This is a genomic window from Pseudomonas sp. OV546, from assembly GCF_900116845.1.
Taxonomy (GTDB): Bacteria; Pseudomonadota; Gammaproteobacteria; order Pseudomonadales; family Pseudomonadaceae; genus Aquipseudomonas; species Aquipseudomonas petroselini.
In genome coordinates, this window is sequence record NZ_FPCE01000007.1 from 130,878 (window position 1) to 143,998 (window position 13,121).

Genomic DNA, 13,121 nt, shown 5'->3' on the forward strand with positions numbered 1-13,121 from the left:
ACCCAAAGGACACCGATATGGCCAAGACATTAGCACTCCCGAAAGACCAGCTGGTCAAGCAAGCGCTGATCCAGATGCAAAACACCCTCGCGGATAATACGTGGACCGACCGGCAAAAGCTGGCGCTGACGTGTCGCATCCTGTTCGAGAACGGCCACGACTCCGGCTTGGCCGGGCAGATCACCGCGCGCGGGCCGCAACCGGGCACCTATTACACTCAGCCACTGGGTTTGGGTTTTGATGAGATCACCGCCAGCAACCTGCTGTTGGTGAATGAAGACCTTGAAGTCCTGGAGGGCCATGGCATCCCCAACCCGGCCAACCGTTTCCACAGTTGGGTGTACCGTGGCCGGCCGGATGTGAAGTGCATCATCCACACGCACCCCACACACATCGCCGCGCTGTCGATGCTGGAAGTACCGCTGCAGGTGTCGCACATGGACCTCTGCCCGCTCTATGAAGACTGCGCATTTCTGGAGGCCTGGCCGGGTGTACCGGTGGGCAATGAAGAGGGCGAAATCATCACCACGGCACTGGGTGACAAGCGCGCGATCCTGCTCTCGCACCACGGCCAGTTGTCCACCGGGACGAGCATCGAGGAAGCCTGCGTGATCGCGCAATTGATCGAGCGCGCAGCCAAGTTGCAGTTGCTGGCAATGGCGGCCGGCACCATCAAGCCGATCCTGCCGGAGCTGGGGCGCGAGGCCCATGACTGGATCTCCCGGCCCAAGCGCCATGGCGCCGCATTCAATTACTACGCCCGGCAGAACCTGCGCCAACACGCCGATTGCCTGAACTGATTGCCTTTTTTTACCCGGAGACCGTCCATGTCCAGCCCCACCCTTCACGGCATCATCGGCTACACCATCACGCCGTTCAGCGCCGACGGCCAGCACATTGACCTCAACGCCCTGGGCCGTTCCATCGATCGCCTGATCGCCAGCGGCGTACACGCTATCGCCCCCTTGGGCAGCACCGGCGAGGGTGCCTATTTGAGCGACGCCGAGTGGGATGACGTCAGCGCCTACAGCCTGGCGAAAATCGCTCGGCGCGTACCGACCATCGTCAGCGTCTCGGACCTGACCACCGCCAAAGCCGTGCGTCGCGCCCGCTACGCCGAAGCCAATGGCGCCGATGTGGTGATGGTGCTGCCGGCGTCTTACTGGAAACTCAGCGAAGCGGAAATCCTCGCCCACTATGCCGCGATTGGCGACAGCATTGGCGTGCCGATCATGCTCTACAACAACCCGGCCACCAGTGGCACCGACATGTCGGTGGACTTGATCCTGCGCATCGTCAAGCAGGTCGCCAACGTGAGCATGGTCAAGGAAAGCACCGGGGATATTCAGCGCATGCACCAATTGCATCGCCAGAGCGATGTGCCGTTCTACAACGGGTGCAACCCGCTGGCGCTGGAGGCCTTCGCGGCGGGTGCCAAGGGCTGGTGCACAGCCGCGCCGAACTTGATCCCGCAGATGAATCTGGATTTGTATGCGGCAGTGTTGGCTAATGACCTGGGCAAGGCGCGCGAACTGTTTTATGCGCAGTTGCCCTTGCTGGAGTTCATCCTCAAGGGCGGGTTGCCAGCGACGATCAAGGCCGGGCTGCGCTTGACCGGGTTGGAGGTGGGTGACCCACGTTTGCCGGTGTTCCCATTGGGCGAGGCCGGAATCGAACAGCTGAAAACATTGCTGCGTTAAAGCCGCGAGCCAATGTGGGAGGGAGGGAGGAAGCAAGCCCCCCTTCCACATTTTAAATCGAGCACATCCTATAAATAGAGACAAATGATAATTATTCTCGATAGAATCCGCGACTTTTCCACGTCGTGCTTCGTCAAGAAGGATATCCATGTCTCGTCCCAAGCCCGACCCGTTGTCGGCCGATGCCTTTCGCGGGTTTTATACAGATATCCTGTATTTCCTGCGCAAACGCACGGACAACGCCAGCGACGCGGCGGACATGACCCAGGATGTCTTTACTCAGTGGCTGGACTACCGCGACCGAGCCAAGGTCGAGCAGCCACGGGCGTTCCTGTTCCAGATGGCGCGCAACCTGCTGCGTGATCACTGGCGCAAACAGAAGGTACGGCAGACCGCCCATCACGATCAGGCCGACAGGGACGTGGAGCCTGCCACCGACGAGCAAAACGAGCCCATGGTCGCCGCGCAACGCTTGCAACGCCTGGAACAGTTGAAAGAAGTCCTCGCCGAACTCTCGCCCCGCAGGCGAGAAGCCCTTATGCTGCACCGCTTCGAAGGCCTGAGCCAAACGCAGATCGCCGAGCGCATGGGCATTTCGACCAGCATGGTGGAAAAGCACATCGCGTTTGCCCTGCTGCACTGCAAGCGACGCCTTCAACCCGAACCCGGCACGGAGCAGCCCGAATGAACCGCCTGAGCGACACCGACGCCCTGGACATCGAAGCGAGCGACTCCATCGATGCCCAAGCCGCCAGCTGGTTTGCCCGCAACCGCAATGACACGGGGCGTGCCGACCGCAAAGCCTTCGCCGCCTGGCAAGCCGAGCCCGCCCATGCCCGCGCCTATGCCGAATTCGAGCAGCTGTGGGCAGACCTGGCCCAGTTGCAGCAACTGAACAAACCGGTGGCGCTGGGCAAGCGCAAACCGTCGGTCTGGCGCCCCGCCGTGGCCGTGGCCGCCGCCTTGCTGTGCGCGGTGTTGGCCACCCCTATCGGCGCGCCCCGCGCGCTGTATCACACTCACGTCGCGGGCCACGCCAAAGGCATGCGCACGCTGGAACTGCCCGATGGCAGCACCTTGTATGTGAATGCCAACACCCGCGTGCGGGTGGATTTCACGGCGTACCAGCGCATCGTGCACCTGGAAAAGGGCCAGGTGTACATCGACGTGGCCGCCGATAAGGAACGGCCACTCTTCGTGCAGGCGGGCGAAGCCAATGTGCGCGTGGTGGGCACCGGCTTCGATGTGCGGCGCAGCCAGCAGCAACTGGTGGTCAGCGTTGCCCATGGCCAGGTCGCCTTCGCGCCTGACGCGAAAAGCCCCGTCAGCCTGCTGGGTGCACAGCAACGCGCCCTCTACCGCTACGCCAAAGGCACGTTGCAACAGCAAACCCTCCCCGCAGAGGAAGTCGCTGACTGGCGCAGCGGGCACTTGTCGTTTCGCAACCGCGAACTGGCTAGCCTGATCGATGAGTTGAGCCTGTATCGCCCCCAGGCACCGCTGCAGGTGAGTAACGCCGTGGCGCACCTGAAGGTGTCGGGCAATCTGGATGTAAACGACCCCGACGCCCTGCTCAATGCCCTGCCCGCGTTGCTACCGGTAAAAACCGTGGCGTCGGCCGATGGCATCGTACGCATCGAACCGAGCAAATAATCCCTAAAGACACGTACTTGAGAATATTTTGCATTCGCAGGTGTGGATTTTTTCACCTGCCCCGTCTTCCTCCGGTCTGCACCTGATACGCACATCTTTTTGGCCATTTGGCCGCACCGGGGGATTTCATGTTTCGCGCGCCTTGCCACGCTTCGCTTCTGCTTCTTCGACCGACCCTCATCGCCACCTGCCTGGCGTTCAGCCTCAGTGCCCAGGCCGAGACATTCCAACTACCCGCCCAGGCGCTGGCCACGTCCCTGAGCCAAGTGGCGCAGCAGGCACAGATCCAGCTGCTGTTCGATGAAGCGCTGCTCAAGAACGTGCAAGCGCCGGCGCTCAACGGTGATTTCACGCCGGAAGTGGCGATTCGTAACCTGCTGAAAAACGGCGAACTCACCCTGATCAAGATCGGCAGCACCTACGTGGTAAGGCCCGAAGAGGCGAAAACCACCCAGAGCGGCGCGATCCAGCTGGATGCCCTGAGCGTGATCGGCACCGGTAACGAGGTCGACTCCAGCACCGTCGGCCGCTCCACCCTGAGCCAGGCGGATATCGACCGCTACCAGCCCGATAACATTCCTTCGCTGTTGCAGACCCTGCCCGGGGTGTCCATGGGCGGCTCACCCAAGCCCGGCGGCCAGACCATGAACATCCGCGGCATGGGCGATGCCGAGGATGTGCCAATGACCGTGGATGGCGCGGCCAAAAGCGGTTTCGAGCGCTATCAACAAGGCACCATCTTCATTGAGCCCGAGTTGATCAAAAGCATTGAAGTGGAGAAAGGCCCCTACTCGCCATTCACCGGTAACGGCGGTTTTGGCGGCACGGTCAACATGATCACCAAAGACGCATCCGACCTGCTCAAGGACGGGCGCAATACAGGAGCGATGGTCAAATACGGCTACGCCAGCAACACCCACGAACAGGTCTACACCGGTGCAGTGTATGGCCGCACCGACGACGGCCGCATGGACGCCCTGGCCTACCTGACCCAGCGCGACGGCGACGACCTCAAGCTTGCCGACACACCGCCCGACCCGCGCAATCAATACCCGATCAACCCCAAACGCTTGCCCAACAGCGCGCAGGATGTCGAAGGCCAGTTGTTCAAGTTCAACGCCTATTTCACCGACGAACACAGCATGGGCCTGTCTTACTCTCGCGCCCAAAGCCAACGTATGACGCCGTTCTCGGCTAAATCCTACCCATCGCCGCCGAGGCAATCAGACATCGACCGCTATGGCTACGCCACGGCCGTCTCGCGCTTTCTGGCCGACCGCGACACGGTGGACACCACCTGGTCGAGCAAGTACGAATACCACCCACTGGACAACCCGCTGATCGACCTGAAGCTGAGCTACTCGCAGTCCAATACCGACCAGACCGATGAGCGCGCCGCGAATGCCGTGATTGGCCTGGCCACCGGCGGACGCAAGATGGATACGTCCTACACCGACCGCATCCTCGAACTGCGCAATACCAGCCTACTGACCACCGGCCCGCTGGAGCACGCCGTGACCACCGGCATGCAGATCCGCAAGCACAAGCGTGAAACCGAAAGCTGGATGCCAGGCGCGACCTACAACACCGCCCAATACAACTATGGGCATTTCCAGCCGTATTTCATGCCCCACGGCAAGGTCGACAGCAACGCGTTTTATATTCAGGACGCCATTACCCTAGGTGACCTGACGATCACGCCGTCCCTGCGCTACGACCATGTGCGCAACCGCGGCGAAGCCAATGATGCGCCGTACTACAGCAGCCCGGACCCACGCGTGGGCCACGACTACAGCGACCGCACTTACACAGGCTGGTCGCCGCGCCTGGCGGCGTTCTGGAACGTGACCCCGGATGTGGCCTTCTTCGCCAGTTGGAACCGCACGTGGCGTGCGCCGGTGATCGATGAACAGTACGAAGTCCAGGGCCCTATCAGCACCCGTAGCGCCACCAGCCTGAATCTGGACCCGGAGCGTATTACGGCGATTACCGCGGGCAACGTAACCAACTTCTCAGGGCTCTTCACCCGCGACGACAACCTGCAACTGCGCACCACGTTGTTCCACAACCGCATCGAAGACGAAATCATGAAGGCCACCGGCATCGGCTGCGAACGGCAACTGACAGTGCCGGGCAGTATCGGTTCGGTGTGCAGCGACGCGGCATCCAGGACCAACTATCGCAATGTGGGTGGCATGACCATCAAGGGCGTTGAGCTGGAAAGCTACTACGACTCGACCTACCTGTTCGGTTCCCTGACTTACTCCTGGGCCACAGGCAAGCGCGACAACCCCTACACCAACCCCTGGGCGACCAACCTGCACGTATGGGCGCGGGATATTCCACCGGCCAAATGGGTGGTGGTGCTGGGTACCAAGATCCCGAGCTGGGACGCACAGGTGGGTTGGCAGGGCCAGTTCGTGCGCAAGACCGATCGCGTGCCCACAGACATCTACCCCAGCGGCTTGAACTCCACCATTGGCGACTTCATCTACGACCAGACCGAAAACCCAAGCTATGACACCCAAGGTTTGTTCGCCAATTGGAAACCGCAGCAGGCAGGTCTCAAAGGCACCGAAATCAACTTCACCGTCGACAACCTGTTCAACCGCAGCTACCAGCCCGCGCTGAGCGGCGAAGGTGTCTACAGCGAAGGCCGCAACGCCAAGATCAGCATCACCCGCTTCTTCTGAAGACCGGCACGGTCAATGTGGAAGCCGGGCTTGCCCGCGATGCAGGCGACGCGGTGTTCAACTGTACGGATAAATCCGTACCCAGCTGTAGGCCCGCACTCTGCGGGGGATGTGGCTAGATGGGCTTCCCTTGAAGCCCTCTGGATTTCGGATCCCTCCCATGAGCTCGCGCGAAAACACCGGCATGGCCCTCGGCCTGCTGGGCGTCATCATCTTCAGCCTGACCCTGCCCTTCACCCGCATCGTGGTGCAGGAAATCCACCCGTTGCTCAACGGCCTGGGCCGTGCGTTGTTCGCGGCGATTCCGGCGGCGGCGCTGTTGCTGTGGCGCCGCGAGCGCTGGCCCACCTGGCGCCAGGTGCGCGGGCTGTGCCTGGTGATCGCCGGCGTCATTCTCGGCTTTCCGGTGCTGTCGGCCTGGGCCATGCAAACCTTGCCGGCGTCCCACGGCGCGCTGGTCAACGGCCTGCAACCGCTGTGCGTGGCGCTGTACGCGGCGTGGCTGTCCCACGAGCGGCCGTCAAAAGCCTTCTGGGCCTGTGCCGCGCTGGGCAGTGCGTTGGTGTTGAGTTATGCGCTGATCACCGGGGCCGGCAGTATCCAAGCCGGTGACCTGCTGATGCTGGGTGCGATCGCTGTCGGTGGCTTGGGTTATGCCGAAGGTGGCCGGTTGGCCAAGGAGATGGGCGGCTGGCAGGTGATCTGCTGGGCGCTGGTGCTGTCGACACCGGTCTTGATCGGCCCGGTGTGGTACCTGGCGGCGCAGCATCAAGGCGCGGTGTCGATGCGCGCGTGGTGGGCGTTTGGCTATGTCTCGTTGTTCTCGCAGTTCCTCGGGTTCTTTGCCTGGTACGCCGGGTTGGCCATGGGCGGCATCGCGCGGGTCAGCCAGATCCAGCTGTTACAGATCTTCTTCACCATCGCGTTTTCGGCGTTGTTCTTTGGTGAACATATCGAGCCGATCACCTGGGTGTTTGCGTGCGGGGTGATCGTGACGGTGATGCTGGGGCGCAAGACGGCGGTGCAGCCTGCACCAGCCACCAAGCCCAGCACAGTCTAAATGTGGGAGGGGGCCTGCTCCCTCCCACAGGGGTTCGGTGCTCAGTTCAGGTAACCCTCCGCACGCAGCAAGGTTTCCAGGCAGTGTTCGGTAATGTGGTAGAACGCCTTCAACTCCTGGATTTTCTCCAGCAGTTGAGCATTGTCCACCGGCTCGGCGCGCTTCACGGCAAGGATCATCTTGTTCTTGTTGGTGTGCTCCAACGAGATGAACTCGAACACCTTGGTCTCATAGCCACAGGCTTCAAGGAACAGCGCACGCAGACTGTCGGTGACCATTTCCGCCTGCTGGCCCAGGTGCAGGCCGTATTGCAGCATGGGCTTTAGCAGCACCGGGCTCTGGATCTGCAGGCGGATCTGCTTGTGGCAGCACGGCGAGCACATGATGATCGACGCGCCGGAGCGAATGCCGGTGTGGATCGCATAGTCAGTGGCAATGTCGCAGGCATGCAGGGCGATCATCACGTCCAGCTCGCTGGGGGCCACGCTGCGCACATCGCCACATTTGAACACCAGCCCCGGGTGTTCCAGGCGGGCGGCGGCGGTGTTGCACAGGGTGACCATGTCTTCACGCAGCTCGACGCCCGTCACCTCGCCCTCGGCCTTGAGGGTGTTGCGCAGGTAGTCGTGAATCGCAAACGTCAGGTAGCCCTTGCCCGAACCGAAGTCGGCGACGCGCACCGGCTGGTCCAGCTTCAACGGTGACGAGGTCAGCGCATGGCTGAACACTTCGATGAACTTGTTGATCTGCTTCCACTTGCGCGACATCGATGGGATCAGCGCCTGCTTGGCGTCGGTCACACCCAGGTCGGCGAGGAACGGCCGGCTCAGGTCAAGGAAGCGGTTCTTCTCGCGGTTATGCTCAGCCGAGGGCGCTTCGCGCAGTTGCTGCGATTTGCTTTTGAACAGCGAGCTTTTGTTCTTCTTGCTGTATTCCAGCTGGGCTTCGTCGGTCAGCGACAGCAGGTGGGCGTTCTTGAACTGGGCGGGCAGCAGCTCGGCAATCGCCGTCACGCCGTCTGCCAAAGGAAAGTTCTTGGTGATATCGCGGGTCTTGTAACGGTAGACGAAGGACAGGCACGGCTGCTCCTTGACCGTTACCGGCTTGATGATCAACCGCTGCAACTCAGTCTCGTCACCGACGTATTTGGCCAGCACCAGCTTGATAAAGGCATTCTGCGCGAGGCTTGCGCTCAGCAGTTCGATGAACTGGGCATGATGATCCGGTTGAGCAGTGACAGACATGAACAAAAACGCCTCGGGCAGGGAATGCCGGGCATTTTAGGGGGGATCGTGATTCAGGGCACGGGGTTATTTGATCAGCGGTGCTCTGAATGGATGACACAAAACCCAATGTGGGAGGGGGCTTGCCCCCGATGGCGGTGTGTCAGTACTCGATTTATTGGCTGATCCACCGCTATCGGGGGCAAGCCCCCTCCCACATTTTTAGCCCCGTGTTGAGTTTTTTATTCGAGTACAACCAAGCGATTAGGCAGTTCGTTACGGGTTTGGGTCACCGGCACATGCACCTTGAGCAACTCGCCACAGGCTTCAATGCAGCTGATAAACCCCGCCAACGTCTGTCCCTGTTTCACCTGCTGGGTGAACGCCTTGACGATCGCATCCCAACTGCTGTCATCCAGGCACTTGGAAATGCCGTCATCCACCAGGATCTCCACATACCGCTCGGCCTCGCTGACGAAAATCAGCACCCCGGTACTCCCCACCGTGTGGTGCAGGTTCTGCTCCAGAAACTGCCGACGCGCCAGGTTCGAAGCACGCCAGTGACGGACCGAACGGGGGATGAGGCGCGTGGTGACCTTAGGCAGGCGAAACACCAGGCACAACACGATGAACGTCGTCCATTGCGCCAGCAGCAGGGTGTACATGGTCAGGTAGCCCGACAAGTAATGCACCACACCGGGCACCACCAAGGCGATCAGGCTGGCCCACAGCAGCGGGATATAGGCGTAGTCGTCCGCGCGAGCGGCCAGTACGGTCACCAGTTCCGCGTCAGTGGTTTTTTCCACCCGGGCGATCGCCTCGGCGACTTGGCGCTGCTCGTGTTCAGTCAGTAATGCCATGGTTGTCGTTGCTCTCTCATTATTATCATCACCAGCCGCCTGAAGCCCCGCCGCCGCCGAAGCCGCCACCGCCGCCCCGGAAACCACCGCCGCCGCCCCCACCACCACCGCCGCGTCCGCTGCTGCTGAGAATCGCCAGCAGGATAGCGCCCACCGGCAGCCCCATACGATGGCACAGCCACAACACGCCGATCAGCAGGATAAACAAGCCGATGGAAAAAACCGGATTATCCTTGGCGAAGTTTGCGTCCGCCACATGGGCCGGCACGGCCAACGGTTCACCGCCGACCACCTGCACCATCGCGGCCACGCCGTCGCTGATGCCTTTGCTGTAGTGACCGGCTTTGAAAGACGGTGTGATCACCTGGTTGATGATCACCCACGACTGCGCGTCAGTGAGCACACCTTCCAGGCCATAGCCGACTTCGATGCGCAATTTGCGCTCATCGCGGGCGACGATCAACAGCGCGCCGTTGTCCTTGCCCTTCTGGCCGATGCCCCATTGGCGGCCGAGTTGATAACCGTAGTCCTCAATGGACACACCCTGCAGGTCTGGCACCGTGACCACCACGATCTGGTCGCCACGGGTTTGCTCCAGTACCTGCAATTGCTGGGTAATCTGCTCGCGCACCGCCGGGTCGATCATCTGGGCGGTGTCCACCACCCGTCCGCTCAGCGCCGGGAAGCTCAGTGCGGCCTGGGCCACGCCGACGCAGGCCAACAGCCACAGCGCCAGGCCTATCCGTAATAAACGCATCGACACCTCAGTGCAGCCTTATTTGAACTTCACTTGCGGCGCTTTATCGGCATCGGCACTGGTGGCTTCAAACGTGGCGCGGATCGGCAAGTCGCTGTACATCACGCTGTGCCACAGGCGGCCAGGGAAAGTGCGGATCTCGGTGTTGTAGGCCTGAACGGCCTGGATAAAGTCGCGGCGGGCCACGGCGATACGGTTTTCGGTGCCTTCAAGCTGCGATTGCAGGGCCAGGAAATTCTGGTTGGCCTTCAGGTCCGGGTAGCGCTCGGACACCACCATCAAACGGCTGAGTGCGCCGCTCAAGCCATCCTGGGCTTGCTGAAACTGTTTGAGTTTTTCCGGGTTGTCGAGGGTGCTGGCATCCACCTGGATCGAGGTGGCCTTGGCCCGCGCCTCAATCACGGCGGTGAGGGTGTCTTGCTCATGGGCGGCGTAGCCCTTGACCACTTCCACCAGGTTGGGGATCAGGTCGGCGCGGCGCTGGTACTGGTTCTGCACCTGGCCCCAGGCAGCCTTGGCCTGTTCGTCCAGGGTCGGGATGTTGTTGATGCCACAACCGCTCAGCACTGTGCTGATCAATAGCAAAACCGCGGCTTTCAAGCCCCAGCGGTAACCTTGTGCTGCTTGCATGGTGTTTCTCCTGCCCAATCTTGATGGAATGTTACGAGTGACCCTATACACCGCGCGCTTGGGGCATAATCCGCCACCACTGGAATGCATTGAGCCAATCAGCTACAAAGATGCCCAGCGCGAAAAAGAGTTCAGAGTGTGCTGCATTTATCTGAACAACACCCGAACAACAATAGACGCTCCCCACATTTTGGCCGCCAGCGTTCCCTTGATGCTGCGCAGTGAGCCGAAAAAGGATATTCATGAAAAAGCTGTGTTTGCTCGGCCTTGTTGCCACTCTGGCCACCCACCCCGTCTGGGCAGAAACAAAGCCTGCTGCGCTTAAAGACAAGGACGCCTTCGTCAGCGACCTGCTCAAGCAGATGACCCTGGACGAAAAGATCGGCCAATTGCGCCTGATCAGCATCGGCCCCGAGATGCCCCGCGAGCTGATCCGCAAGGAAATCGCCGCCGGCCGCATCGGTGGCACGTTCAACTCCATCACCCGCCCGGAAAACCGTCCGATGCAGGACGCGGCCATGCGCAGCCGCTTGAAGATCCCGATGTTCTTCGCCTACGACGTGATCCACGGCCACCGCACGATCTTCCCGATCAGCCTGGCCCTGGCGTCCAGCTGGGACATGGAGGCCATCGGCCGCTCAGGGCGCATTGCCGCCCAGGAAGCCGCCGCCGACAGCCTCGACATCACCTTCGCGCCGATGGTCGACATCTCCCGCGACCCGCGCTGGGGCCGCACCTCCGAAGGTTTCGGTGAGGACACCTACCTGGTCTCGCGCATCGCCGAAGTGATGGTCAAAGCCTTCCAGGGCGTCAGCCCGGCGAATGCCGACAGCATCATGGCCAGCGTCAAGCACTTCGCCCTGTACGGCGCGGTGGAAGGGGGGCGCGACTACAACGTGGTCGACATGAGCCCGGTCAAGATGTACCAGGACTACCTGCCGCCCTACCACGCCGCGATCAAGGCCGGTTCCGGCGGTGTGATGGTGGCGCTGAATTCCATCAACGGCGTGCCCGCCACCGCCAACACCTGGCTGATGAACGACCTGTTGCGCAAGGACTGGGGCTTCAAGGGCCTGGCCGTGAGCGACCATGGCGCGATCTTCGAGCTGATCAAGCACGGCGTAGCCAAGGACGGGCGTGAAGCCGCGAAGCTGGCGATCAAGGCCGGCATCGACATGAGCATGAACGACTCGCTGTACGGCAAGGAACTGCCGGGGCTGCTCAAGTCCGGAGAGATCGAGCAGAGCGACATCGACAATGCGGTGCGCGAAGTGCTCGGCGCCAAGTACGACATGGGCCTGTTCAAGGACCCGTACCTGCGCATCGGCAAGGCCGAGGATGACCCGGCCGACACCTACGCGGAAAGCCGCCTGCACCGCGCCGACGCGCGCGACATCGCGCGCCGCAGCCTGGTACTGCTGAAAAACCAGAACAACACCCTGCCGCTGAAAAAATCCGCGACCATCGCCCTGGTCGGCCCGCTGGCGAAGGCGCCGATCGACATGATGGGCAGTTGGGCCGCCGCCGGTAAGCCGGAACAATCGGTCACCCTGCTCGACGGCCTCAACGCGGTGATCGGCGAAAAAGGCAAGATCCTCTATGCCCGTGGCGCCAACATTACCAACGACAAGGCCGTGGTCGACTACCTGAACTTCCTCAACTTCGATGCACCGGAAGTGGTGGATGACACCCGTCCTGCCCAAGTGATGATCGACGAAGCGGTCAAAGCCGCCAAGGATGCGGACGTGGTGGTGGCCGCCGTGGGTGAATCCCGTGGCATGTCCCACGAATCCTCGAGCCGCACCGACCTGAACCTCCCACAAAGCCAGCGTGACCTGATCAAGGCCCTCAAAGCCACGGGCAAACCGCTGGTGCTGGTGCTGATGAACGGCCGCCCGCTGTCGATTCTGGAAGAAAACCAGCAGGCCGACGCGATCCTGGAAACCTGGTTCGCCGGTACCGAAGGCGGCAACGCCATCGCCGACGTGCTGTTTGGTGACTACAACCCGTCGGGCAAACTGCCGATCACTTTCCCACGCTCGGTGGGGCAGATTCCGACCTACTACAACCACCTGACCATTGGCCGGCCGTTCACGCCAGGCAAGCCGGGCAACTACACCTCGCAGTACTTCGATGACACCACCGGGCCGCTGTTCCCGTTCGGCTATGGCTTGAGCTACACCACGTTCGGCCTGTCCGACATGGCGCTGTCCTCCACCACCCTGAACAAGACCGGCAAGCTCGACGCCAGCGTCACCGTGACCAACACCGGCAAGGTGGACGGCGAAACCGTGGTGCAGCTGTATATCCAGGACGTAGCCGGTTCGATGATCCGCCCGATCAAAGAGCTGAAGAACTTCCAGAAGGTCATGCTCAAGGCTGGCGAAGAGCGCACCCTGCACTTCACCATCACCGAAGAAGACTTGAAGTTCTACAACACCCAGCTCAAATTCGCCGCAGAACCGGGCGAGTTCAATGTGCAGATCGGGCTGGACTCCCAGGATGTGCAGCAACAAACCTTCGAACTGCTCTAAAAATGTGAGAG

Annotated in this window: 11 protein-coding genes; 7 read left to right on the forward strand and 4 right to left on the reverse strand. The window is 61.4% G+C overall.

What is annotated here, in order from left to right:
- Window positions 1-17: 17 nt before the first annotated feature.
- The 6 genes from BM403_RS17385 (at window position 18) to BM403_RS17410 (ending at window position 7,106) form a co-directional block, all read left to right on the forward strand.
- Window positions 18-800 (forward strand): aldolase, encoded by a 783-nt coding sequence (locus tag BM403_RS17385; protein ID WP_046034501.1) that lies wholly within the window; start codon window positions 18-20, stop codon window positions 798-800.
- A gap of 27 nt (window positions 801-827) precedes the next feature.
- A complete protein-coding gene (locus tag BM403_RS17390; RefSeq protein WP_093543964.1) occupies window positions 828-1,700 on the forward strand; it encodes a dihydrodipicolinate synthase family protein in 873 nt (290 codons plus the stop codon).
- A 148-nt stretch (window positions 1,701-1,848) separates the two neighbouring features.
- The gene (locus BM403_RS17395) at window positions 1,849-2,388 is read left to right on the forward strand and encodes an RNA polymerase sigma factor (RefSeq protein WP_012722710.1); all 540 of its coding nucleotides are present in this window, start codon (window positions 1,849-1,851) and stop codon (window positions 2,386-2,388) included.
- Window positions 2,385-3,353, forward strand: coding sequence for a FecR family protein (locus BM403_RS17400; protein ID WP_093543966.1), 969 nt, complete (start codon window positions 2,385-2,387; stop codon window positions 3,351-3,353). The genes BM403_RS17395 and BM403_RS17400 overlap by 4 nt, the downstream gene beginning before the upstream one ends.
- A 128-nt stretch (window positions 3,354-3,481) precedes the next feature.
- Window positions 3,482-6,046 carry a TonB-dependent receptor gene (locus BM403_RS17405; RefSeq protein WP_093543968.1) on the forward strand — a complete coding sequence of 855 codons (2,565 nt, stop codon included), beginning with the start codon at window positions 3,482-3,484 and terminating at the stop codon, window positions 6,044-6,046.
- Between the two features lie 160 nt (window positions 6,047-6,206).
- The gene (locus BM403_RS17410; RefSeq protein ID WP_012722707.1) at window positions 6,207-7,106 is read left to right on the forward strand and encodes a DMT family transporter; all 900 of its coding nucleotides are present in this window, start codon (window positions 6,207-6,209) and stop codon (window positions 7,104-7,106) included.
- Between the two features lie 41 nt (window positions 7,107-7,147).
- On the opposite strand, the gene BM403_RS17415 is transcribed toward BM403_RS17410, so the two are convergent.
- The 4 genes from BM403_RS17415 to BM403_RS17430 form a co-directional block, all read right to left on the reverse strand.
- Entirely contained in the window at window positions 7,148-8,350 is a 1,203-nt protein-coding gene (locus tag BM403_RS17415; protein WP_093543970.1) for a class I SAM-dependent methyltransferase, read from the reverse strand.
- 221 nt (window positions 8,351-8,571) lie between these two features.
- Window positions 8,572-9,189 (reverse strand): TPM domain-containing protein, encoded by a 618-nt coding sequence (locus BM403_RS17420; RefSeq protein WP_012722705.1) that lies wholly within the window; start codon window positions 9,187-9,189, stop codon window positions 8,572-8,574.
- Window positions 9,190-9,217: 28 nt separating this feature from the next.
- Window positions 9,218-9,946: a TPM domain-containing protein gene (locus tag BM403_RS32370; RefSeq protein ID WP_093543972.1), complete on the reverse strand. Its 729-nt coding sequence runs from the start codon at window positions 9,944-9,946 to the stop codon at window positions 9,218-9,220.
- Between the two features lie 18 nt (window positions 9,947-9,964).
- Window positions 9,965-10,576, reverse strand: a complete 612-nt coding sequence (locus BM403_RS17430; RefSeq protein ID WP_046034499.1) for a LemA family protein — start codon at window positions 10,574-10,576, stop codon at window positions 9,965-9,967.
- 242 nt (window positions 10,577-10,818) lie between these two features.
- Between BM403_RS17430 and bglX the strand changes: the two genes are divergently transcribed.
- Window positions 10,819-13,110: a beta-glucosidase BglX gene (gene bglX, locus BM403_RS17435; RefSeq protein ID WP_093543974.1), complete on the forward strand. Its 2,292-nt coding sequence runs from the start codon at window positions 10,819-10,821 to the stop codon at window positions 13,108-13,110.
- Window positions 13,111-13,121: the final 11 nt, after the last annotated feature.